This window comes from Microbacterium sp. ZW3a (genome assembly GCF_057167165.1).
Genome location: NZ_CM169903.1, coordinates 2,829,464 through 2,852,281 on the forward strand (window position 1 = coordinate 2,829,464; position 22,818 = coordinate 2,852,281).

Consider the following 22,818-nt stretch of genomic DNA (forward strand, 5'->3'; position numbering starts at 1 on the left):
GATCAGTCAATATTGAGGCAATGAACGTTGAGAGAACTTCGGCCGTGGAAGATCGGGCCGCCCGGCACGCCGCCCTCGGCGACCCGTCGCGCCTGCGGATCGTGGATCTGCTCACCCTGGGCGACCTGTCTCCCTCGGAGATCCGCGCCACCCTCGGCCTGCCGTCGAACCTCGTCGCGCACCACCTGAACGTCCTCGAATCGGTCGGAATGGTCGAGCGCTCCCGCTCGGAGGCCGACCGTCGGCGCAGCTACGTGCGCCTGACGGAAGCGGCGCTGGCCGACCTGGCCCCCGGCAGGACGGAGCGCGCGCAGCGGGTGGTCTTCGTCTGCACCGCGAACTCGGCCCGGTCCCAGCTCGCGGCCGCCCTCTGGGCCACACACAGCACCATTCCCGCCGCGTCCGGGGGCACCCATCCCGCCGAGCGGATCGCCCCCGGTGCGGTCGCCACCGCCGAGCGCCACGCGCTCACCCTCTCCGCCGGATCACCCCAAGCGCTGGACTCCGTGCTGACCGACTCCGATTTCGTCATCACCGTCTGCGACACGGCGCACGAGGAGATCGGGGTGGCCGGCAACCTGCACTGGTCGATCCCCGACCCGGTGCGCACCGGCACCACCGACGCCTTCGACTCGGCCTACGACGAGCTGGAGCGCCGCATCACCGAACTCGCCCCTCGACTCACCACCCCCTGATCACCGAAGGAACACCCGTGAGCACCACCACCGCCCCCACCGTCCTCTTCATCTGCCAGCACAACGCCGGTCGCTCCCAGCTGGGCGCCGCCCTCCTCGAGCACCTCGCCGGCGATCGTTTCACCGCCACCTCGGCGGGCCTCGCCCCCGCCGACAAGGTGAACGCCGCGGTCGCGGCCACCGTCGCCGAGCTCGGGATGGACATCACCGATCGCGTCCCCCGCCCCGTCACCGAGGACGACCTCGACACCGCCGACGTCGTGGTGCTCATGAAGCCGGGCCTCGCGCTCCCCTCGACCCCGCGCGGTGAGGTGCTGGAGTGGTCGTTCCCCAACCCCGAATCGTGGGATGCCGACGCGGTGCGGCCCCTGCGCGAAGCGGTGTCCGCGAAGATCCAGGGCACGCTGCTCGCACGCTGACGCGTAACGCACCGAGGGGCGGATCGGCATCGATCCGCCCCTCTTCTGCGTCACACGGTCGCCGGCGCGCGCCCGATCTGCAGGACCGGGGGCGCGCAGCAGGCGGCGCCGAGCGAGACGCCGGAGGCATCGAAGAGCCCCGCCCCGCCGCACACCCCGGTGTCGGGCAGCGCGAGCTCGACCCGGCGGGCCGCCTCGCGATCACCCGCGAGCTCGGCGACGACGCTGCGCACCTGCTCGTACCCGGTGAGGGCGAGGAAGGTCGGCGCGCGTCCGTACGACTTCGCGCCCACGAGGTAGAAGTCGGGCTCGGGCTGCGCGAGGTCGACCGCCCCGGTCGCGGCGACGGACCCGCACGAGTGCACGTTCGGGTCGACCTCGGCGGCGATGCGCACGGGAGCCTGGAGCGTCGGGTCGAGTTCCAGCCGCAGCTCCGACAGGAACGACAGGTCGGGACGGAAGCCCGTCAGCACCACGACCCGGTCGGCGGTCAGCGTGCGACCGTCCTCCGCGATCAGAACCGGACGCGCCCCGTCGCGCGCCACCCGCTCGACGCGGAAGCCCGTGACCAGCGTGACGAGTCCCGCCTCGACGGCCTCCTTCGCCCGGATGCCGAGGGCCCCACGGGCGGGCAGTTCGTCGGCCTCGCCGCCGCCGAACGCGGTGCCCGCCGTGGCGCGACGCAGCGCCCACGTGACGGTGGTGGACGGGTCGCGGCGCGCCATGCGCGCGAGGGCGAGCACGGCGGTCAGCGCGGAGTGCCCCGAGCCGATCACGACCGTGTGCCGCCCCTCGAACCCCTCACGGTCGCGGAAGTCGGGGATCCGGTACGACAGCAGGTCGGCGGCCGCGCGCTCACCCAGGGCCGGAAGCCCGTCGGCTCCGGCCGGGTTCGGTACCGACCAGGTACCCGAGGCGTCGATCACCGCGCGGGCCGGGAGACGGTACTCCGCGCCGTCGGCGGGCTGAACGTGAACGGTGAAGGGCTGGTCGCCGCGCCCCGCGTCGACGAGGCGATCGCGGCCGAGCCGGGACACCCCGATCACGCGACTGTCGTAGCGGATGTCGTCTGCCAGGGCCCCCGCGAGCGGCTCCAGGTACTTCTCGATCCACTGCGCGCCGGTCGGGTAGCCCGAAGTCGGGGCAGCCCACCCGGTCGGGGCGAGGATCCGCGCACCGGCGGTGTCGATGAGTTCGGGCCATTCGGAGAAGAGCCGCACGTGACCCCACTCGGCCACGGCCGCGGCAGGCCCGGAGCCGGCCTCGAGCACAACGGCCGGGACGTTCCGCTCCCTCAGATGGGCGGCGGCGGCGAGACCCTGCGGCCCCGCTCCGATCACGACCACGGGCAACGCGTTCTCCATCGGAATCCTCTTTCCCTTCTCAGCGAGCATCGACGACCATCGATGGATAGAGGATCATCGATGTATCGACAGATGTCAATACGACGTGCGAGAATCGCCCCATGCCCACAACGCTCCCGCTCCTGTCCGCTCCGGACTCCGCGGTGTGCTGCACGCCCCTGACCGGCGGCGTCCTCACTCCCGAGGAGGCCGAGCACACGGCCCGCATCTTCAAGGCGCTCGGCGACCCCACGCGGGTGCGCCTGCTGTCGCTGATCGCCGCGTCGGGCGAGGGCGAGGCCTGCATCTGCGACCTCACCGAGCCGGTCGGTCTGTCTCAGCCGACCGTCTCGCACCACATGAAGCTCCTCGTCGACGCGGGTCTCGCCACGCGCGAGCAGCGCGGCCGGTGGGCGTACTACCGCGTCGTCACCGACGCGCTCGACCAGGCCGCGCGCGCCCTCCGGCCATGAGCCGCGTCGCCGTGCGAGCGCTCACCGCCGACGATTGGCCGGCGGTCGAGGAGATCTTCCGCGAGGGCATCGAGGGCGGCAACGCGACCTTCGAGTGCGAGACGCCGGACTGGGCGACGTTCAATTCCGGCCGGCTGCAGATCGGCCGCCTCGTCGCCGTCGACACCGACGCGGCGGTGATCGGGTGGATCGCCGCGTCGCCGGTCTCGACCCGCGCCGTCTACCGCGGCGTCGTCGAGCACTCCGTCTACGTCGCCGATCGGGCGCGGGGGCGCGGCGTGGGCGCGATGCTTCTGCACGCCTTCCTCCGCGCGGCCGACGACGCCGGCATCTGGACCGTGCAATCCAGCATCTTCCCCGAGAACACCGCCAGCCTCGCGCTCCACGACCGCGCCGGCTTCCGACGCATCGGGCGGCGCGAACGCATCGCGCTCATGACCTGCGGGCCGTGGGCCGGCCGCTGGCGCGACACGATCCTCGTCGAGCGGCGACGAACCGACTGAGCGTCAGGCCAGAATCTCGAGCGTCCGCGCGGTGAGCACGCGAGGGTCGGCGTCATCGAGGCGCGCGGTGCCGAGCGTGCGCGCGGCCCGCAGCACCAGCCGGGCGGCGACGGCGCGCTCGGTCTCCGGGAGCGTCTGGATGTCGGCGACCTTCGAGAACCCCACGATGCGGCGCACGGCCTTGGCCGCGCCGTAGATCGCGGCATCCGACCGGATCTGCGCGAGCGTGTGCGCGAGCACGTCGTCGCCGTACACGCGGGGGTCGACGCGGTCGGGCCACCGTCGGCGGAACTCGGCCTCGAACGCGTCGAGGAGCGACACCGGCAGGGTCAGCAACGTCTCGGCATCCGCGGTTCGCCCGAGAACGTGCGCGCGGGCCGCGGCGATGAGGAGGTTCGCCCACACCGCGCCGAGGTCGAACCCGGTGGGACCGTACGTGCCGAACTCCGAGTCGAACGCGCGCACCGAGGCCCCCTCGGCGCGGACGAACACCGACCCGGTGTGCAGGTCACCGTGCAGCAGGCTCTGCGTGCTCTCCTGGAACCGCTGCTTGGCCAGGCCGATCTCGCGTACGAACGCGCGGTCGGCGCGGAGGTCGCGCACGTCGTCCTCGTTCGCGGCGAGCCAGCCGTTGTGCTCGTGGTCGACGTACGGCTCGGTGAAGACGAGGTCTTCGGTGATCTCGCTGAGCTCGGGGTTGGTCGCTTCCGCGATCGCCCGCCGACGCTCCGGACCGGGTGTGCCGAACACGCTGGTGGCGAAGCCCACGGCGCCGACGTACCGGCCGAGCTCGGCCGCCGCGTACGGGTGCAGGCGTCCGGCGTTGAGCTCGCCCCGCCACACGGCATGGTCGCTCAGGTCTTCGATCGAGAGCGCGAGGGCCTCGGCGTCGAACCCGTGGAAGGCCGGCACGTGGGCGGGGTCGATGCGCTCGTGCACGCCCAGCACCACGGCCTCGCGCGCCGCGCGCTCGCGCGTGAGCGGCCACGACGGGTCGACGCGCACGTGCGGCAGCGACTGCTTCACGACCACACCGTGCCCGGCGGCATCCTTCACGATGAAGACGAGGTTCAGATTGCCGTCGCCGACCTCGTCGACCGAGACGATGGATGCCACCTCCAGCGGCCCCGCCAGGTGCGGGCGCGCGCGCAGGTACGCGGGAACGGACTCGACGGTGAGCTGATCGGTGAGGAGGGATTCGGTCATGATGCGGTGGTGCTCCCGGCGACGATGGTGGTCTTGCGGCGGCGGAACGTGAAGCTGAACAGCAGGGCGACCAGCAGCACGACGCCCTTTCCGAAGTCCTGGATGTAGTACGGCAGGCCCATCATCGAGAACCCGGTGACCATGACGGCGATGAGGACGGCGCCGAGCGCCGTGCCCCACGCGTTGGGTCGGCCGATGCCGAGCACCGAGACGCCCACGAGCGCGACAGCGACGGCATCCAGGAGCAGGCTGTTGCCCGCGGAGACGTCGCCCTGACCGATGCGCGCGGCCAGCACGAGACCGGCGATCGAGGCCAGGATGCCGCAGCCGATGTACGCCGCGGCCCGGTAGGCGCGCACGCGGATGCCGGCGAGACGGGCGGCCTCGGGGTTCGAGCCCACGGCGGCGAGCGCGCGACCCCAACGGGTGCGGTCCAGCACGAACCACAGCACGATCGTGAGGCCCAGGAAGAGCAGGACGGGCACCGACACGGGCCCGAGGGAGCCGCGGTCGAACCACAGGAAGTCGGGGGTGAAGCGTCCCGGCGCGGTCGTGCCGTCGGCGAGGGTCATCTGCGACGAGATCGATTTGCCGTCGACGATGATGAGCTTCAGCCCGACGACGGTGAACATGGTCGCGAGGGTCGCGAGCAGGTCGGGGATGCGCGCGAAGACGATGAGCGCGGCGTTGAGCGCGCCGATGAGCGCGCCCGAGAGGAGCACGACACCCACCGCGATGCCGCCGACCTGGCCGGCGATGACGAGCGTCCACGCCGCGATCGACACGGCGAACCCGGCGTTCGCGCCGACCGAGAGGTCGAGACCGCCAACGGTCATCGCGAGGGTGACCCCGAGCCCGGCGATGCCGATCGGGGCGATGTACTTCAGCATCCCGAATACGTTCTCGGGGGTCGCGAACGCGGGTTCGGTCACGGCGAAGAAGACGATGAGCAGCACCGTCACCGCCACGAATCCCCACTTCGCGACGATATCGATCGCGCGGGAGCCGAGGCCCGCGCGGACGGGCGCGGGAGCCGAGACGGAGGTCATGCGGTTTCCTTCCGGTGGCCGGGGTCGTCCAGGAGCGCGGCGACGATGCGCGCGCGGTCGAGCACCCCGGCGGGGGTGTCCAGAGCGATGCGTCCCGAGACGAGGACGACGATGCGGTCGGCGACGTCGAGGATCTCGTCGACGTCACTGGAGAGCACGACCACCGCGGCTCCCGCGGCAGCTCGGTCGCGGGCGGCGTCGCCGATGCGGCGGCGGGCACCGATGTCGACGCCGCGGAACGGCTCGTCGAGCACGGCCAGGCGCGGCGCGGTGCGCAGCCAGCGCCCGACGACGACCTTCTGCTGGTTGCCGCCCGACAGGTCGTCGACGCGGGTGTCGGCGGACTCGGCGACGACACCGTACGCATCGATCACGTCGTCGGCCGCGGCGCGCTCGCGCCCGGTCGACATCACGCCCCCGCGCGACAGCTCGCGCAGCACCGGGAGCCCCACGGTGCGGCCGATCGACCATCCCGGCTGGATGCCCTGGCGCTGGCGGTCCTCGGGCACGAGCACGACGCCGGCCGCTTTCGCCGCCGCGGGCGACCCCGGACGGTACGGGACGCCGTCGAGCTGCAGCCGCGCCTCCCCGACCGGGCGCACGCCGGAGACGATCTCGGCGAGCTCGGTCTTGCCGGCCCCGAGCAGACCCAGGATGCCGGTCACCTGACCCCCGAACACGCTCAGCGACAGCGACTCGCGGCCGGGGAGGAGCGCGGCCGCCTCGACGCGGAGCACCTCCGCGCCCGCGGGGAGCGGCTCGGTGACGTGCTGCTGCAGGTCGGTGGGGACACCGAGCATGGCCTCGAGCGCCGCGTGCCAGTCGAAGGGGCGCTGTGCGTCGAGCTCCAGCTGCCCGTCGCGGAGCACGAGGATGCGGTCGGCGAGCCGTTCGATCTCACCGAAGCGGTGGCTGACGAACAGGATCGACAACCCCTCGTCGCGGAGCACCCGCAGCACCGCGAACAGGCGGTCGGCCTCGGCGGCGGTGAGCGCCGACGTGGGCTCGTCGAGGATGAGCAGGCGCGGCGTCGAGCGCAGGGCGCGGGCGAGCACGAGCAGTTGCGCGTCGGAGGTGCCCAGGCGCGCGGCATCCGCCCTCAGCACCTCGTCGGACCACGCCAGACCGAGCCGGTCGAGGGCGGCACGGGCGACGCGCTCGGCCTCGGCCCGGCGCACGAGACGGTGCCCGCCGGTGGCGAGATCGGTGAGCGCGAGGTTGTCGGCGACGCTCAGCCCCGGGACGATGCCGTCGGCGATGCGCTGGTGGACCGTCTCGATGCCGGCGCGCCGAGCGCGCGCGGGCGAGGTCAGGCGCAGGACGTGACCGCCCACCGCGATGTCGCCGGTGTAGCTCGCATTCGCGCCCGAGACGGCCCCGATGAGGGTCGACTTGCCGGCACCGTTGGTGCCGAGCAGCGCCGTGATGCTCCCGGGCTCGAGCGCGAGCGAGACCTCGCGCAACACCTGGTTGCTGCCGAAGCGCACGCCGACGCCGCTCAGGCGGATGACGGAGGTGTCATCCGCCGGAGCGGCGTGCGAGAGGGGTGAGGTCATCCCGAGACGGCGGGGAGCCAGTCGGCGACCACGGTGTCGCTCAGCAGCAGCGAGGGCTCGGCCTCGCGCAGCTGGGAGACGTTGGTGATCTCGTTCTCGAGCAGGAAGGCGCGCGTGATCGTCACGGCGGGGAACTGCACCGAGGTCTCGGTCAGCTCGCCGGCCAGCTGCAGCGCGAGCGTGCGGACAACGGCCGCCCCGATGGCCGAGGGGTCGGTGGCGCTCGTGGCGACCCAGGGGCTGCCCTCGGCGATCATGACCTCGATGTCGGCGTTGGAGATGTCGATGCCGTAGACCTTCACCGCGTTCTGCAGGTTGTTCTGCTGCACGGCCTGCACAACGCCCTTCGTGATCTCGTCGTACGGGGCGAAGATCGCCTGCACGCCGGGGTTGGCCTTGAGCGCGGCGTCGACGAGCGGGATGTTGTCGGTCGCGGTGGACTCGGTGACCTCACCGGTGAAGAAGAGCTGGTCGAGCCCGTTCTCGGCGACGACCTCGTCCCAGACCGCCTTGCGACGATCCAGCGGCGCGAAGCCCTCGGCGCTGACGAGTCCGACCTTCGCCCCGTCGCCGTTGTCGGCCACGAGCTGGTCGAGCACGCCCTGCGCCATCGACGCGTCGGACTGCGAGGTCACGATGACACCCTCGGTGTCTTCGAGGCCGAGGTCGTAGACGATCACCGGGATGCCGGCATCCACCGCCTCGTGCACGCGCGGCTCGATCGTGTCGGTCTGGCCGTGGTCGACGATGATCGCGTCGGGCTGGGAGGCGATCGCCTGCTCGAGGTCGGAGGCGTGCTTGGCGTTGTCGTTGCGCGCGTCGTAGACGGTGAGGTCGATGTTGACGGCGGCGGCCTGGGCCTTGGCGCCCGCGGTCCACGCGGTGAAGTAGTCGCCGGCACCGGACTGCTGCACGAGCGCGACCTTCAGCGGCTCGGCGTCGAACGGGGCCGGAAGGTTCTCGGCCTTCTGCACGGCGGGGGCGGAGGCGGCGGGCGCGGCGGTGTTCTGCTGCGCGCAGCCGGTGAGCGCGAGGGCGGCGACGCCGGCGGTGGCGATCAGCGTGGCCCAGCGGTGGGAGCGAACGGACACGGGGTCCCCTTCGGACAAGGTCGGGTGCGGAGGGCCGTCGCGGATGCTGTGGTGCGGCGGCCGTCGAGCAGTCAAGCAGGGGGCGCCCGGAGCGGGTTAGTCGAGGTTGCGGTTTGTTACAGGAAGAGGCGTCCGTGGACGCCCGAAGTGGCCGAGAGGACGGGAAGGGCGGGACAATCGGAGCATCCCGACCGCATTCGTCCGAGAGGAGGAGCCGTGACGCTCCTGACCGTCTGGAAAGAGACCGACCCGAACACTCCGGTGCTCGAGACCACCGACGAGGGCGAGATCCGTGCGGCCCTCGCCGAGCTCGGCGCCCGCTTCTCGCGCTGGGACGTCAAGGAGGTGCCCGCCGGCGCCTCGCAGGACGAGGTGCTCGCCCTCTACGCCGCCGAGATCGACGAGGTGAAGCAGCGCGAGGGGTACACCCTCGTCGACGTCGTCGCGCTCGACCCCGCGCAGTCCGACTACGACGAGCTCAAGACGCCGTTCCGCCAGAAGTTCCTCTCGGAGCACAAGCACGACGACGACGAGGACCGCTACTTCGCCCAGGGCGCGGGCGTGTTCTACCTGCACGCCAACGACAAGGTCCACGCCGTGTACTGCGAGGCGGGCGACCTCATCTCGGTGCCGGCGAACACCACGCACTGGTTCGACATGGGCACGGCGCCGCACTACGTGAGCGTGCGCTTCTTCCACGACGACGACGGCTGGGTCGGTCACTTCACCGGCAGCCCCATCGCCGAGTCGTTCGCGACGTTCGACCAGCTGCACGCGCGCCGGGCCCAGCTGGCCTGACGCTCTCGCGCACCGAAACGCCCGTTCCTCCCTCGGTGAGGAACGGGCGTTTCCGCTTTTCTCAGCCGACGCGTCGCAGCGCCAGGGCCGCCCACGCGATCGGGGGCAGGGTCACGTGCAGGATGCCATCGACGACCCGGGCCCCGTCGAGCGGGCGGGGCTGTACCCGTTCGCGGTCGTTCAGCGTGTTGCTGGCGTACGGGTCGTCGTCGTGCAGCAGGTGCGTCTCGACGAGCTCGACCTCGCCCAGACCGCGGACGTCGATCGCGACCTCGACCGGCTCCTGACGCCCTCGGTGGACCAGGAACACCGCGGCGGCGCCCGTCTCGGCGTCGTGGGTGGCCACGGCATCCACCGCCGGCAACGTGCCGTGCTTCGCGGTGTCGATCGTGGGCGCCTCCACCTGCAGGCGCACCGCGTCACCCTGCGCGAGGCGCGAGGTGATCGAGAACGGGAAGAACGTCGTCTGGCGCCAGGCGGGTCCGCCCGGCTCGGTCATGATCGGGGCGATCACGTTGACCAGCTGGGCGAGAGACGCGGATGCCACCCGGTCGGCGTGCTTCAACAGTGAGATCATCAGGCTCCCGAAGACCACGGCATCCACCGCCGAATACACGTCCTCGAGCAGGCGCGGGGCGACGGGCCAGTCGTCGATGGCCGAGGGCTTCTCGGACGCGACGCGGTCGATGTACCAGACGTTCCACTCGTCGAACGAGATGTCGATCTTCTTGCTGCTGCCGCGGACAGCGCCGACGTGATCGGCCGTGGCGACGACGGACTCGATGAACCGATCGGTGTCGACCGAGGATGCCAGGAACGAGTCGATGTCGCCGTCGTGCTCCTGGTAGTAGGCGTGGCACGAGATCATGTCGACGTCGTCGTACGTGTGGGTCAGCACGACGCGCTCCCACTCGCCGAACGTCGGCATCTGCGCCCCCGACGATCCGCACACGACGAGTTCGATCGAGGGGTCGAGCTGACGCATGCCCTTGGCCGTCTGCGCCGCCAGCTTGCCGTAGTTCTCGGCGGAGCGGTGGCCGAGCTGCCACGGTCCGTCCATCTCGTTGCCGAGGCACCACACCCGCACGTCGAACGGTGCCGCGCGACCGTTGTCGATGCGCTGCTGCGCCAGGGCGGTGCCGCCGGGGAGGTTGCTGTACTCGAGCAGGTCGATGGCCTCGAGCGTGCCGCGCGTGCCGAGGTTCACCGCGAGCATCAGCTCGCTGCCGGCCTTGTCGAGCCAGTCGGCGAACTCGTGCAGGCCCACCTCGTTCGTCTCGGTGGAATGCCACGCCAGGTCGAGGCGGCGAGGGCGCTGCTCGCGCGGCCCGACGCTGTCTTCCCAGCGGAAGCCCGAGACGAAGTTGCCGCCGGGGTAGCGGATCATCGAGACGCCGAGCTCGCGCACGAGCTCGAGCACGTCGCGGCGGAAGCCCTGCTCGTCGGCTTCGGGGTGGTCGGGTTCGTAGATGCCGTCGTAGACGTGGCGTCCGAGGTGCTCGACGAAACCGCCGAAGAGGCGGCGGCGGACGGCCCCGATCGCGAAGCGGGGGTCGAGGGTCAAGCGGGCGGTGGTCATCATTGCTCCTCCGTGTTGCTTCGACCGTATCCGCTGCCCCGCCCGCGCAAAAACGTTTTCGAAACCCGCGCCCGGACGCGGCTCGGGTCGCGCCAGCGAAGACACACGATCCGCACGAAGGCACACGCAACGGCCGACCGCACCGTGTGCGTTCGACCCGAACGTGTGACCCCGCGCGCGCGAAACGCCCGCGCCGGGGCCGGGGCCGGCGCCGGCGCCGGCCCGGGGCCCGGCCCGGGGGCAGGTGTCAGATGACCTCGACGCTCCAGGGGTCGGGGCGGCCGAAACGGAACGCCTCGATCGACACCGCCTGCTCGCGCAGGAACGTCAGCAGCTCGAGGCGGCCGGCGGTGGTCACCTCGCCCGTGTACACCGTGAGCGCCGGGTCGCCACCGACGGTTTCCGCCAGCGCCACGCGCAGGGTCTCGACCGCCGCCGCCGATCCCACCAACCGCACGCGCGCGGCCCGCGGTCCCGCCGGTGCCGCGGCGACCGGGGCCGTGCCGTCGGCGGGCTCGGCATCCGGAGAACCCCCCGCCATCCGCTGCAACCACTCCCCGTCGGTCTCGACCGACACGGCGACGTTGCTCTCGCCGAGGAGGTGCCGCACGGGCCCGGGAAGGCCCACCGGGGTGCTGAGGCTGAAGGTCGACCCCGAGCGCACCGCAGCCACGAGCACGCGCAGCAGCGCCTGCCACGGCGCGTCGGCGGTAGCGCGCACCGCCACATCGACCGGGCGGTACCGCAGCAGATTGCGCTCGAGCCCGAGGCGCGAGACGTCTTTCACCCGGCCGAACTCGCGGTCCCAGGCCACGGCATCCGACAGCGCGGCCCGCCGCAGCCACTCGAACGCGGCGTAATCGAGCGTCGGCTGCGCCGCCTCGATGAGCGAGGAGATCCGGCTGTCGAGCCCGCGCAGGTGCAGCGTCGACGACGCCGGGCCCCCCGACGACGGCCGCCACGAGCCGAGGGCGACGAGCCGGTTGGGACCGCCCGACATCGCCCCGAGACCGACTCCGGCCGCACCCCAGCCGCCGAGCGGTTCGCGCTGCACGACCGCCCCGGTCGTCGGCCGGTTCACCCGCAGCACGGCGGCGTCGACGGTGGCGAGCCAGAGGTCGAGGTCGGCGACGTCGCGCGTGTGCAGGCCGGCGACGAATCCCGAGCCCACGAGGTTCTGCAGTTCGATCGCCCGCGCGAGCGTGGGAGCGTGCAGGATGCCGAGCACCGGCGCCGCGACCGCGGCCCGGGTCAGGTGCGAACCGGCGTGCACGCCGACGCGCACCCCGGGAGTCCAGTAGCGCCCCGCCGTCTCGGGTCCGAGGTCGAGTTCCCGCGGCTGCACGAGCCAGCGCTCACCGTCGGCGAGCACGGTGAGGGCGCGCCGCACGTCACCCGCGGGCTCCTCGACGAGCGGACCGACGTCGGAGAGCGGGTCGTCGGAGGGTCCGACCCGCAGCGAGGTCACGGCATCCTTCAGCTGATCGAGGAACCGCGACGAGCGCGCGGCGGCCCCCACGAGGATGACGAGCGAGGAGGCCGTCGCGGCCTGCCCCGCGCGCGCGAACGCTCCCGCGACGATGTCGGCGACGGCGCGATCGACATCGGCCGACGGGGTCACGATCACGGCGTTGCGGCCGGCGGTCAGGGCCTGGAGCGGCAGGTCGGGACGCCAGCCGAGGAACCGTTCGGCCGTCGTCCGCGCCCCCGACAGCAGCACCCGGTCGATCCCGGGATGCACGACGAGCGCCCGGCCCGACGCCTCTTCGTTCAGGTCGACGTAGGCGAGCACGTCGCGGGGCACCCCGGCCGCCCACAGCGCCTCGGCCACGACCGCGCCCGCACGGCGCGCGCGCGGCGACGGGGTGAGCACGACCCCCGACCCGGCGGCGAGCGCGGCGAGGGTCTCGGCCGCGCACAGGCCGACCGAGGAGTTCCAGCGCGGCGCGACGACCGTGACCCGATCGGGCACGAACACCGCCCCGGCCACCCGGTCCAGCTCCTTCACGGTCGCGGCGTAGTAGGCCGCCGCGTCGACGGCGACGCTCACCTCGCCGTCGGCCTCGGCGAACAGGGCCCCGCCCTCGGACGCCAGCACCTCCACCAGCGCCGCGCGGTGCTCGTCGAGAGAGCGGGATGCCGCCTGCAGCACGCTCGCGCGTTCGACGGCGGGCAGCGCTCCCCACGCCTCGGCCGCGTCGCGGACACGGGAGATGACGGCGTCGAGTCCGGCCTGGTCCTCGACCCGCCCGGCCGCGGCGGTGGCATCGCCCGCCGTGGAGCCGGCAACGGCGCCGAGGACGCTGTGCGCCCAGGCGCGGTCCTCGGCCACGGTGGGGTCGGTGCCGGCGCTGTTGCGGAACCCGGGGGCGGACCCGGAGAGCTCGGTCGTCTCGCGCGCCGAGAACACCGCGGTGTCGACGAACGCCTGCCCGCCGAAGAGCATCTGCTGCACGTCGGGGCCGAGCGCCGAGGTGTCGCCGGGGGCGGCGTCGCGCGCGATTCCCAGGACGGCCTGGGTGAGCCCCGGATCGGCGGGGTCGTCCAGGGCGGGGTCGCGCAGGATCGCCCGATCGGGCACGGGGCGACGCTGCGGAGTCCGGGCCGCCGCGGGCGACGTCGGACCGGCGTCGAGAGCCGCGGTCAGCCGCGCGGCCGGATCGGGGTCCTCGGGGGGTGTGCGGCGCGCGACGCGCGCGGCGAGCCGGGCGATCACCGCGTCGGCCTCGTCGGGGTGCACCACCGGCACCAGAGCGGGGTACTCGTCGCCGGGAATCCACGTCGCGCCCCGCGGCACGGCGAGGGCGATGCTCCCCTCCTCCGAGTCGTCGAGCGCGCGCACGAGAGCGGCGCGCACGGGGTCGGCGGTGGCGAACTCGACCGTCAGCCCTCGCGCGGCGCGGCGCCCGAGCGCCTCCCGCACGGCCACGACCGTGAGGGCGTCGAGGTCGGCGGTCGTGGTCGCGGCGGGGGCTGCCCATCCGTGGCGCGCCGCACGCAGGGCATCGTCGGTGTCGGGAAGGGCGTCGTCGAGGCGGACCGCGAGCGAGCCACCGCCCTCGGCCACGCGCACCCGTGCCCACGCCGAGAGCTCGCGCAGAGCGTCCACCGATTCGGGCACGGCGACGGGGAGCGCGATGCCGGCGACCGCCGAGCGCAGCCGTTCTTCCTCGAGCACGCGCGTGAGGACGGCGACCGTGAGGTCGAGATCGTCGCGCCCCTCCACCACCAGCATCACGCGGGTGTCCGCCGCGGCCGCGTCGAGGAACAGGGGCAGCAGACGCTCGGCCGCGTGCTCGACGTCGGCGTCGAAGGCCCACGACGACAGCCCCGTCACGACATCGCCCACGGCGACCGACACGCGATCGACGTCCGCCCGCTCCACGAGGGTCCGGATGCCATCGAGCCGGCGCCGCGCCGCGGACTCGCCCCGCACGGCGGGGCCGAGGAGCAGCAGGTCGGGGATCTCGCCCGCGGCGCGCGCGGCCTCGAGCGCGGGGCCGAGGCGCTCACCACGGGCGTCCACGAACAGGGGCGCGAGGGCGTCGGCGAGGGCTCGGCGGGCGAGGGGAACCGCGGGCGTGGGGAGCACGGGGGCGACCGCGCCCCCGACCTGCACGGCACCGCGCACGAGCCACGGCAGCGACGCCGGAACATCGCCGGCGAGCCGGTGCAGAGCCGCGGCGGGGGCGGTGGTGCCCTCGGGGCGCAGGATGCCGTCGGCAGCGGCGGCGAGGAAGGTCGCGGCCGCCGGATCCGCGACCACCGGCGGGGTGGGGTCGCTGTTCTCCGCGAACGCCGCGACGTGAGCGACCGCCCGCTCGACCACATCGGAGGAGAGCCGGGAACCGTGCGTGTTCGGGTCGTTCTCGCTCATGTTCCCCAGCCTAGGCACCCACCGCGCGCGCCCCCGGCGGCCCGCCGCGGACCGGGGAACTCCCCGTGCGCCCCGGGCGGGCGCGACGGCCGAGGCCCCGGCTCCGCACGACGTGCGGCCGGGGCCTCGGCGTTCCGCTCAGCGCGCGTCGGCGCGGCGGCGACGACGGATCGTCAGTCCGACGAGGATCGCGAGCAGCCCCAGCGCGGCGGCGACGGTCGACACCGCGCCTCCCGTGACAGCCAGCGGCGAACCGGCGTCCGGTGCGGCCGGACCGCCCGTCGACGGGGGCACCGGGCCCGGGGTCGCCGCCGCGCGAATCTCGACCGAGACCGCCACCCGCTCGTCACCGATCAGCGCGACCACCTCGTGCGCGCCCGCCGGCACGGTCGCCGGCAGCGTGACGTTCACCCGGAACGCCCCGTCGGCGTCGGTGCGCACGACCCCCAGGTCGATCGGTGTCGAGTGCAGTTCGAGCAGGCCGTCGGCCTCCGCCGACCACCCCGCGCCCGACACGGTGATCACGCCGCCCGCCACGAGGTCGCCCGACACCGACAGCGTCGGGTCGCCGGCGCCGGCACCCACCGATGCCGAGCCGGTGCCGCCGACATTCCCCGCCGCGTCGACGGCTCGGTACGACACCGTGGTCACCCCGGCCGGGACGGGCACGTCGGCCGAAGCCCCCGACACCGCGGTCCACTCCCCGGCATCGCCGATGCGGTACTCGAGGCGGTCCACCCCCGACCCGCTGTCGGCGCCCGCGAGGCGGACCGTCCGGGTCGTGGCATCCATCTCGCTCACCACGGTCGGGGCCGTGCGGTCGACGCGGATCACGGCGGGGACGGATGCCGAGACGTTGCCGGCGGCATCCGTCGCCCGGAAGGCGAGCGTCGTGGTTCCGTCGGCCGGGGTGAGCGCGCCGGTGTACGCCGCCCACGTGGTTCCGCCGTCGGTGCTGACCTCCACACGGGGCGCGTCGTCGGTGTCGTCGGTCGCGGTCGCCGACACCGAGACGGGCGAGACGAACCACCCGTTCGTTCCGTCGGGCGCGCCCGGCGAGGTGGACACCGTCACGGTCGGAGCCTGAGTGTCGGGCGTCCGCGTGTGCATGCGCAGGAACGTCACCGAATACGGCGCGAACGTGCGCGTGAAGCTCCCGCTCACGGTGACCTCCGACGTCTGCGGCGCCACGGGCGTGGCATCCGCCGTGTTCACCGCCGACGGCGCGGCCGACAGAACCGTCATCTGGGCGGTCGGCAGCACCTCGAGGCCGCCGAGATCGACCCGCGTCGCGGCCTCCTTCGCCTGGGCGTTGACGACCTTGAGGATGACGTCGCCGGTCGCGTCGTCTTTCGTCATGACCTGGGCGAAGGGCTCGACCGCCGTGTTCGTGAAGCGTCCGGCCTGCTGCCCGTCGACGAACAGCGTCACCTCGGGTCCGCGCACCTGGATGCGCAGGTCGTAGGTGCGGCCGGTCGTGACGCGCGGCGTCCCGGTGTCGGTCAGGATCGACTTCGTCCCCCCGACCGCCTTCTCAACGACGCTGCGGGTGTTGCCCCAGCCGCCGAGGTTCCACCATAGGTAGTCGCCCGCTCCCTGCACGCCGAATCCGACGAGGAAGCCCTCGGCCCCGGCGAGCTTGGTCGCCTTCAGCGACAGGTCGTAGTCGGTGGCCTCCAGGGCGGGGCCGGCGACGAGGGTGTTGTTCGCCGTCGTCGACGACTGCACGTAGCTGCCGTCCGCCGCCGACCACGAGCCCGCGTTCGCGAGCGGCGTCCAGCCGTCGGCGTTGGTGTCCGAGAAGTCGTCCGCGAAGAGCGTCTCACCGTCGGGCGTCGTGACCTTCACGTCGTCGTAGCGCGCGGAGGTGCTCCAGGTAGACAGCCCCACGGCTCCGGCAAGACCAGTGGATGCCAGATCCCCGGCCGCCGTGGTCGGCACGACGCGGTCGCCCGTGTTGCGCATGAACAGCTTCTGCACCTCGTAGTTGGCCGAGCCCCACACCTGGTCACGGTCGAACCAGATGAGGTCGGGCCGCCACTGCGTGCTGCTCTGGTCGGCCAGGAGCGGCGCGTACGAGGCCATCTTCACCACGTCGGCGTTGCGCTCGAGACCCGTCATGTAAGCGGCCTCCGACAGCGCGTTGAAGAAGCGGTTGTCGCGCGAGGCGTACTCGCCGATCCACACGTCGGGTCCGTTGCGGTCGTACGCGTCGTAGCGGGCGTTGTGCGAGAGGAACCACGACGGGTCGCGGTAGTAGTGCTCGTCGACCATGTCGACCTTCTCGGCCCGGTTCTGCGCCCAGTGCTTCTCGAAGGTCGCGCCCTCGGCGTCGGGCCCCGAGTTGCTGATGAGGATCATGGCCGGGTACTTCTCCTTGATGGCATCCCGGAACTGCACGAAGTTCGCCATGAACGCCTCGGGGTAGTTCTCCTCGTTGCCGATCTCGATGCGGTCGAGACCGAACGGTGCGGGGTGCCCCATGTCGGCGCGGAGCTTGCCCCACGTCGTGTCGACACCGCCGTTGGCGAACTCGATGAGGTCGAGCGTGTCCTGGATGTGGCGCTCGAGCAGCGCCGGGTCGGTCGGCTGGAGCGCCTGGCCGCAGCCGTTCAGCAGCGCGGGCACGTCGGGCACGGGTTTCGCCCCGATGTCCTCGGCGAACTGGAAGTACTCGTAGTAGCCGAGGCCGAGCGACTGGTTGTAGCCCCAGAAGTTGGCGTTCGTTGCCCGGGTCTCCACCGGTCCGACGCTGTCCTTCCACTGGTACGACCGCGCACGCTGGTAGCCGGATGCCGCCGAGTAGTCCTCGTGACTGTTGACGTTGACGATGCAGCCGCCGGGGAAGCGCACGAACTTCGGGTGCAGGTCGGCGATCTTCTGCGCGATGTCCTTGCGCAGCCCGTTCGGGCGCCCCTGGAAGGTGTCGCGCGGGAAGAGCGAGACCTCGTCCAGACGCAGCTTGCCCGCGCCCCCGGCCTGCACGCGCAGACGGGCGCGGTCGGTCGTCGCCGTCGCCGTGACGGTTCCGGTGTACTTCACCCAGCCGTCGCCGGCCACCGTGGCGGTGAACGGGTCGGAGAGCGGAGTCCCGTCGGCGGAGCGCAGCACGACCGAGACGGGGGTGCCGGCCGGAGCCGTCGTGCGTGCCCAGAACGACACGTCGTAGAGCGCGCCCGAGGTGAGCGCGATGCCGGTGTCGAACCCGGCGTTCTCCACGCCGTAGGTGCCGGCCCCCGTGCTCGTCAGGTCGAGCTGCAGGTACGTGCGGTTGCGCTCGTTCATGCGGGAGGCGTCGGTGACGGGCTTCGCCGAGCCGCTGCCCCCGGCGCCCACGGGCGTCCACGCGGTCATGCCGGTGAAGTCGCGGTTGTCGACGGGGAGGAACTCGAACGAGCGGTTGCGCACGAGCTCGGCGTAGAGCCCGCCGTCGGCGGCGTTGTTGATGTCCTCGAAGAACACGCCGTACATCTCGTCGGAGATCTCCGCCCCCTCCTCCTCGGGAGCGGCGGTGATCGAGTAGTCCGCGGTCTCGTCGGTCGGGTACGCCGCGATCAGCCGCTGCTGTTCCTCCGCGGTGATCGGCAGCACCGTGCCGTGACGCGGACGGCTGGGAAGCTCGGCATCCGTCACCGACGTCCAGGTCCCCGACGCGATGTCGCGGGTCTCGAACATCAGGTAGCCCTGGCCGCCGTGGTAGCTCGGCTGGTCGATGAGCATGTACCAGTGACCGGCCTCGGCGTTGTCGGCGAACACCGTGGGGCCTTCGCCGTTGGTGAACGTGCCGCCCCAGGGGTTGGGCTGGCCGACGCCGATCTGCTCCTTGACGAGCTGCCAGCCGGGGGTCGAGGTGGTCGTCGGAAGCGAGCCGGTGACGGTCGCGGTGAGGTCGGTCGACTTCTCCTGACGGACGGTCATGGATGCCTCGTCCTTGATGAACCGGTAGAAGACGTCGCCGTCCCGCACGATCGTGGCGTCGATCGTGCCCTTGCCCGCGCCGCGCTTCACATCGACCCAGGGCGTCGGCTCGCTGAAGGTGACGAAGTCGCGCGTGGTGACCATCATCATGCGGTTGTAGCTGTCGGCCGCGCTACGCCCGTCGGTCGAGGCGCTCGGGTACAGGTTCGAGGCCCAGTAGACGACATACTCGCCGCGGTCGGGATCCCACGTGGCCTCGGGTGCCCAGGTGTTGCCCGCGAGGGCGCTGGAGACCGTGATCTGCCGCAGCGGGCTCCAGGTCACCAGGTCGTCGGACTGCCAGACGTTGAGCGCGCGGCTCCCCACCTCCTGCGCGCGGCCGAAGTCGCCGTTGTAGCGGTCGAACATGTTCAGGTCGGTGGACAGCATGTAGAAGCGGTCACCGTCGGGCGAGCGCAGCACGAACGGGTCGCGGATGCCTTCCTCCCCCTGGTCGGAGGTGAGGACGGGCTTTCCGTCGTTGAGCGTGAGCCAGCTCCGGGGGTCATTGCCGCGGCTCGTCGCGAACGAGATCTCCTCGTCGGTCGTCGTGCTCTCGCCGGTGAAGAAGGGGAAGAAGTAGGCCCCGAGCTCCTGCTCCTCGGGCAGTGGCTGCACCGCGAGGGAGAAAGCGCGCGTGGCGGAGCTGGATCCCTTGCTCACGGTCGCGGTGACCTCGACCGTCTTCGCCGCGGCGCCCGTCGCGGGGCGCGTGACCTCGCCGGTGACCGAGACGACCGAGGGATCGGACGAGGTCCACGACACCGTCGTCCCGTTCGAACCCGACGTCGGCAGGGTCACGTTGCCGCGCACATCGTCGGCCCCGGGAATGGCGAGCGCGGCGGCCGCGGCATCCACGTCTTCCTGGTTCGACGGCGTTCCCTGCGCCACGAGCGCCGTCACCTCGTCGTCGGTCAGCGCGCTGTCGAAGATCGCGACCTCGCGAACCCCGCCCTTCCAGAGGCGGTCGGGGTACGACGACTTGCCGATATAGGCCACGAGGTCGGAACCGAAGTCGGCGACGGTGCGCGTGGTGGCGACGGTGCCGATCTTGGTGTCGTCGATGTACGCGGTGATCGAGGTGGGGGTGATCACGGTGGTGTACAGGGCCCAGTCGGTCGTCGCCGCCGGCCCCGGGATGCCGCGGGACCCGTTGGTCGGAGCGATCCCGCTCTCAAGGGTCCACGGCTGCGCGATGCGCGGACCGTCGGTCACCACCGACTTGACCCGCCCCGCGGGGTTCGCGGGGTTCAGCAGCCAGTACTGCTGCGGCAGGTTCTCGGTGGTGCCGAAGAACATCGCGGCCTGGTTCCCCGCGCCGGTGCGGTCCTGCAGCCAGGCCGACACGGTGACCGTGCTGCGGCCGTCGAAGAGCCCGGTCGGCAGCTGGACGTACGCGGCGGTGGAGCCGGCCGCGCCACCGGGGAGCGACAGGGCGTCTCCCTCGACGGTGAACCCGGTGCCGCGGATCGCGGCGTCGTGGCCGTTGCCCGAGGCGTCGGGAACCGTCGTCCCGCTCGTGTCCGCGAAGTCGTACGACGCGACGGGGGTGGGAAGGGGCGCCGCGGCGGCGCCGACGGCGGGGACGACACCGCTCAGCAGAACGGCGGCGGTGGCGAGAATGGAGCCGGCGCGGCGGAACGTCCTCCCGCGCGCAGCCTCATCGGTGTGGGGGCGTGACAGCACCAAGATCGTCCTCCTCGACGATGGGTGTCCGGCAGGGCCGGTGGGGAACCGCTCCAATTGTGAGCGCTCACTTTGCACCATCTTCGATGCGCCCAGGAGGCCTGTCAATCACTGTTTTGCGTGGAATCGCTCCCACCCCGGTCGAGATGTGAGGCCTCACACTCCAGGGGGAGTGTTTCCCCGATCACGCGTCGCGTCGACCACCCCGGCTCCTGTTCGCTACTGTCTCCTCATCCCGATCCGTTGGAGCTTCCGCATGGCCCAGACCTTCACCGATATGCCGCTCGAGCTGCTGCGCGAGTACCGCCCCGACCTCACGGAGCCGGCGGACCTCGACGCGTTCTGGTCCGAGACGCTCGCCGAGGCGCGCGCCGCCGCCCGGCCCGCCACCCTGACCCCCGTCGACGGCCCCGTCCGCGCCCTCTCGGTGAGCGACCTCACCTTCACCGGGTTCGCCGGCGACGAGATCCGCGGCTGGGTCGTGCGCCCCCACGGCGACGAGGTGCTGCCGGCGGTCATCGAGTACATCGGCTACGGCGGCGGCCGCGGCCTCCCCGGCGACAAGATCGCGTGGGCGGCCGCCGGCTACGTGCACGTCATCATGGACACTCGCGGCCAGGGCTCCGGCTGGAGCATCGGCGACACCCCCGACCCGCACGGATCCTCCGCCGCCCACCCCGGCGTGATGACCCGCGGCATCCTCGACCCTCGCGACTACTACTACCGACGCCTGTACACCGACGCCGCGCGCCTAGTCGACGTCGTCCGCGACCTGCCGGGGGTGGATGCCACCCGCATCGCCGTTGCGGGAGGGAGCCAGGGCGGCGCGCTCGCGATCGCCGCAGCGGCTCTCTCCGGCGACGCCGTCGCCGCGGTCATGCCCGACGTGCCGTTCCTGTGCGACATCCCGAACGGGATCGTTCGGACTCCCTCGCCGCCGTTCACCGAGGTGACGCGGTGGCTCTCGATCCACCGCGACGACACCGCGGCGGCGCTGCACACCCTCTCGCACATCGACGCGGCGATCCTCGCCCGCCGCATTCGCGTGCCCGCGTTCTTCTCGGTGGCACTGATGGACGACATCGTGCTGCCGTCGGGCGTGTTCGCGGCCTTCCACGGCCTGGCATCCGACGATGCAGCGATCGAGGTGTACCCCTACAACGGCCACGAGGGCGGCGGAACACGGCACTGGGCGCGCCAGGTCGCGTGGCTCGACGCGCGCTTCGGCCGGGGCTGATCCGGCCGCCGGGCCTCACACGGAGTCAGGTACTCCCGGGCTCGGCGACCGGAAGAGCCGCATCTCGCGGATGAGGCCCTCCACGCGCCCGCGGACCTCGTCGCGCACGCGGGCGATCCCCGTGTCGTCGAGCAGCAGGGGGTCGTCGAGGTCCCAGTCCATGTAGCGCCGGCCCGGATACACCGGGCACGCGTCGCCGCAGCCCATCGTCACGACGTAGTCCGCCGCCTGCACGACCTCGTCCGTCAGGGGCTTCGGGTACTCGTCACCGAACGGCACACCGACCTCGGCGAGCGACCGGACGATGCGCTCGTCCATCTCGCCGGCGGGGTCGGACCCCGCGGTCCGCACGTGCACCGCGCCACCGGCGAGGTAGCGGAGGTAGGCCGCGGCCATCTGCGACCGACCCGAATTCTGCACGCAGACGAAGAGCACCTCCGGAGTGTCCCGGAGCACGAGGCCGTTCGCCGACGCGAGGGCGTCGAGGCGGTCGGCGGCATACCGCGCGGTGAGCATCGGCAGATGAGCCCGCACGCGGGCGCGACGACTGATCAGGGCGTAGCTTTCGGCGACGTACCGCGACACCGTCTCCGCGCTGAAGGTCGAGCTGAAGCGGTACGTCAGATCACGGGCGATGCTCTCGATGGCATCCGGCAGGACGGTGAGGCGGACGTCGGGGTTCACGACCGAGAGGGCGGGAGACCCCGTCGCCAGCAGCCGACCGAACCGAACCCAGGCGTCGGCCGTGAGCGTTCGCTCGCCGGTCGCGCTGACACCGACAATTCCCCCCTCTTCGAGGCGCGCGATCGCGTCACTCACCGCGAGGGTCGACGTCTGCAGCACCTCGGGGATCTCGGCGTCCGGTGTTCCCGCGGCGATGGCGCTGAGGACGCGCAGCACCCCCGTGTCGCCGAGGACGGCCGCCTGTGCGGCGCGCACTCGCGCGGCGTCGGCCCCGAGGGGCCGCCCCACCCGATGGGTGCCGCCGCCGCTCGTCACCGCAGCAGATCCTCGATCGCCGCGAGGCGGTCGGGCGCGACCGACAGCCAGATGTACTTGCCGGACCGAGTGCGCACGAGGAGCTCGTCCTCCACCAGAATCCGCACGTGATGGGTCACCGTGGGTTGGCGAAGCCCGAGCGCGTCGGCCAGCTGCCCCACCGTCGCGCGGCCGTCGGCGGAGTCGAGCACCACGCTGAGCAGCTGCAGACGTGTGGGGTCGGCGACGACGCGGAGCGTACGCGCCAGCACCTCGGCGGTGGACCGCTCCAGGCGCGGCCGAGCCGGTTCGGAACCGGCGGGCAGGGACGCAGACGAAGGCACACGCTCAGCCTAGAACGAGATAGACAA

The 22,818-nt window shown here is 72.4% G+C and carries 16 protein-coding genes; 6 read left to right on the forward strand and 10 right to left on the reverse strand.

Annotated elements, in window-relative coordinates:
* Positions 1-20 precede the first annotated feature (20 nt).
* Positions 21-695: an arsenate reductase/protein-tyrosine-phosphatase family protein gene (locus ACU6WY_RS13230; protein ID WP_483820102.1), complete on the forward strand. Its 675-nt coding sequence runs from the start codon at positions 21-23 to the stop codon at positions 693-695.
* Between the two features lie 17 nt (positions 696-712).
* Positions 713-1,114, forward strand: a complete 402-nt coding sequence (locus ACU6WY_RS13235) for an arsenate-mycothiol transferase ArsC (RefSeq protein WP_483820103.1) — start codon at positions 713-715, stop codon at positions 1,112-1,114.
* A gap of 50 nt (positions 1,115-1,164) precedes the next feature.
* Here the strand turns inward: ACU6WY_RS13235 and ACU6WY_RS13240 are convergent, their stop codons facing one another.
* On the reverse strand, positions 1,165-2,478 hold the full coding sequence (locus ACU6WY_RS13240) for an FAD-dependent oxidoreductase (protein WP_483820104.1): 1,314 nt from the start codon (positions 2,476-2,478) through the stop codon (positions 1,165-1,167).
* Positions 2,479-2,579: 101 nt separating this feature from the next.
* Between ACU6WY_RS13240 and ACU6WY_RS13245 the strand changes: the two genes are divergently transcribed.
* Together ACU6WY_RS13245 and ACU6WY_RS13250 are read left to right on the forward strand one after the other, a co-directional pair.
* Positions 2,580-2,930: an ArsR/SmtB family transcription factor gene (locus ACU6WY_RS13245; protein ID WP_483820105.1), complete on the forward strand. Its 351-nt coding sequence runs from the start codon at positions 2,580-2,582 to the stop codon at positions 2,928-2,930.
* A complete protein-coding gene (locus ACU6WY_RS13250; RefSeq protein ID WP_483820106.1) occupies positions 2,927-3,433 on the forward strand; it encodes an N-acetyltransferase family protein in 507 nt (168 codons plus the stop codon). Before ACU6WY_RS13245 ends, ACU6WY_RS13250 begins: the two co-directional genes overlap by 4 nt.
* Positions 3,434-3,436: 3 nt before the next feature.
* On the opposite strand, the gene mtnK is transcribed toward ACU6WY_RS13250, so the two are convergent.
* The 4 genes from mtnK to ACU6WY_RS13270 are packed head-to-tail and all read right to left on the reverse strand — an operon-like array spanning position 3,437 to position 8,335.
* Positions 3,437-4,639 carry an S-methyl-5-thioribose kinase gene (gene mtnK / locus ACU6WY_RS13255; RefSeq protein ID WP_483820107.1) on the reverse strand — a complete coding sequence of 401 codons (1,203 nt, stop codon included), beginning with the start codon at positions 4,637-4,639 and terminating at the stop codon, positions 3,437-3,439.
* Positions 4,636-5,688, reverse strand: coding sequence for an ABC transporter permease (locus ACU6WY_RS13260; RefSeq protein WP_483820108.1), 1,053 nt, complete (start codon positions 5,686-5,688; stop codon positions 4,636-4,638). The genes mtnK and ACU6WY_RS13260 overlap by 4 nt, the downstream gene beginning before the upstream one ends.
* Positions 5,685-7,244 (reverse strand): sugar ABC transporter ATP-binding protein, encoded by a 1,560-nt coding sequence (locus ACU6WY_RS13265; RefSeq protein WP_483820109.1) that lies wholly within the window; start codon positions 7,242-7,244, stop codon positions 5,685-5,687. The genes ACU6WY_RS13260 and ACU6WY_RS13265 overlap by 4 nt, the downstream gene beginning before the upstream one ends.
* Positions 7,241-8,335 carry a substrate-binding domain-containing protein gene (locus ACU6WY_RS13270; RefSeq protein ID WP_483820110.1) on the reverse strand — a complete coding sequence of 365 codons (1,095 nt, stop codon included), beginning with the start codon at positions 8,333-8,335 and terminating at the stop codon, positions 7,241-7,243. Before ACU6WY_RS13270 ends, ACU6WY_RS13265 begins: the two co-directional genes overlap by 4 nt.
* A gap of 216 nt (positions 8,336-8,551) precedes the next feature.
* Between ACU6WY_RS13270 and ACU6WY_RS13275 the strand changes: the two genes are divergently transcribed.
* A complete protein-coding gene (locus ACU6WY_RS13275; RefSeq protein ID WP_483820111.1) occupies positions 8,552-9,133 on the forward strand; it encodes a 1,2-dihydroxy-3-keto-5-methylthiopentene dioxygenase in 582 nt (193 codons plus the stop codon).
* Positions 9,134-9,194: 61 nt separating this feature from the next.
* Here ACU6WY_RS13275 and arfA read toward each other — a convergent pair whose 3' ends face one another.
* The 3 genes from arfA to ACU6WY_RS13290 form a co-directional block, all read right to left on the reverse strand.
* The gene (gene arfA / locus ACU6WY_RS13280) at positions 9,195-10,712 is read right to left on the reverse strand and encodes an arabinosylfuranosidase ArfA (protein WP_483820112.1); all 1,518 of its coding nucleotides are present in this window, start codon (positions 10,710-10,712) and stop codon (positions 9,195-9,197) included.
* Positions 10,713-10,959: 247 nt separating this feature from the next.
* On the reverse strand, positions 10,960-14,589 hold the full coding sequence (locus ACU6WY_RS13285; RefSeq protein WP_483820113.1) for an aldehyde dehydrogenase family protein: 3,630 nt from the start codon (positions 14,587-14,589) through the stop codon (positions 10,960-10,962).
* Positions 14,590-14,727: 138 nt separating this feature from the next.
* On the reverse strand, positions 14,728-20,232 hold the full coding sequence (locus ACU6WY_RS13290) for an alpha-L-arabinofuranosidase C-terminal domain-containing protein (RefSeq protein WP_483820114.1): 5,505 nt from the start codon (positions 20,230-20,232) through the stop codon (positions 14,728-14,730).
* Between the two features lie 256 nt (positions 20,233-20,488).
* On the opposite strand from ACU6WY_RS13290, the gene ACU6WY_RS13295 reads away from it, so the two are divergent.
* Positions 20,489-21,469, forward strand: coding sequence for an acetylxylan esterase (locus tag ACU6WY_RS13295; protein ID WP_483820115.1), 981 nt, complete (start codon positions 20,489-20,491; stop codon positions 21,467-21,469).
* A 15-nt stretch (positions 21,470-21,484) separates the two neighbouring features.
* Here the strand turns inward: ACU6WY_RS13295 and ACU6WY_RS13300 are convergent, their stop codons facing one another.
* Both ACU6WY_RS13300 and ACU6WY_RS13305 read right to left on the reverse strand, forming a co-directional pair.
* Positions 21,485-22,468: an arsenate reductase/protein-tyrosine-phosphatase family protein gene (locus tag ACU6WY_RS13300; protein WP_483820116.1), complete on the reverse strand. Its 984-nt coding sequence runs from the start codon at positions 22,466-22,468 to the stop codon at positions 21,485-21,487.
* Positions 22,465-22,791, reverse strand: a complete 327-nt coding sequence (locus tag ACU6WY_RS13305; RefSeq protein WP_483820117.1) for an ArsR/SmtB family transcription factor — start codon at positions 22,789-22,791, stop codon at positions 22,465-22,467. The genes ACU6WY_RS13300 and ACU6WY_RS13305 overlap by 4 nt, the downstream gene beginning before the upstream one ends.
* Between the last annotated feature and the right edge of the window lie 27 nt (positions 22,792-22,818).

Coding starts and splice junctions, on each gene's coding strand:
- ACU6WY_RS13230 (WP_483820102.1), top strand. CDS start 21: ATGAACGTTGAGAGAACTTCGGCCGTGGAAGATCGGGCCGCCCGGCAC.
- ACU6WY_RS13240 (WP_483820104.1), bottom strand. CDS start 2,478: ATGGAGAACGCGTTGCCCGTGGTCGTGATCGGAGCGGGGCCGCAGGGT.
- ACU6WY_RS13245 (WP_483820105.1), top strand. CDS start 2,580: ATGCCCACAACGCTCCCGCTCCTGTCCGCTCCGGACTCCGCGGTGTGC.
- ACU6WY_RS13250 (WP_483820106.1), top strand. CDS start 2,927: ATGAGCCGCGTCGCCGTGCGAGCGCTCACCGCCGACGATTGGCCGGCG.
- mtnK (WP_483820107.1), bottom strand. CDS start 4,639: ATGACCGAATCCCTCCTCACCGATCAGCTCACCGTCGAGTCCGTTCCC.
- ACU6WY_RS13260 (WP_483820108.1), bottom strand. CDS start 5,688: ATGACCTCCGTCTCGGCTCCCGCGCCCGTCCGCGCGGGCCTCGGCTCC.
- ACU6WY_RS13265 (WP_483820109.1), bottom strand. CDS start 7,244: ATGACCTCACCCCTCTCGCACGCCGCTCCGGCGGATGACACCTCCGTC.
- arfA (WP_483820112.1), bottom strand. CDS start 10,712: ATGACCACCGCCCGCTTGACCCTCGACCCCCGCTTCGCGATCGGGGCC.
- ACU6WY_RS13285 (WP_483820113.1), bottom strand. CDS start 14,589: ATGAGCGAGAACGACCCGAACACGCACGGTTCCCGGCTCTCCTCCGAT.
- ACU6WY_RS13295 (WP_483820115.1), top strand. CDS start 20,489: ATGGCCCAGACCTTCACCGATATGCCGCTCGAGCTGCTGCGCGAGTAC.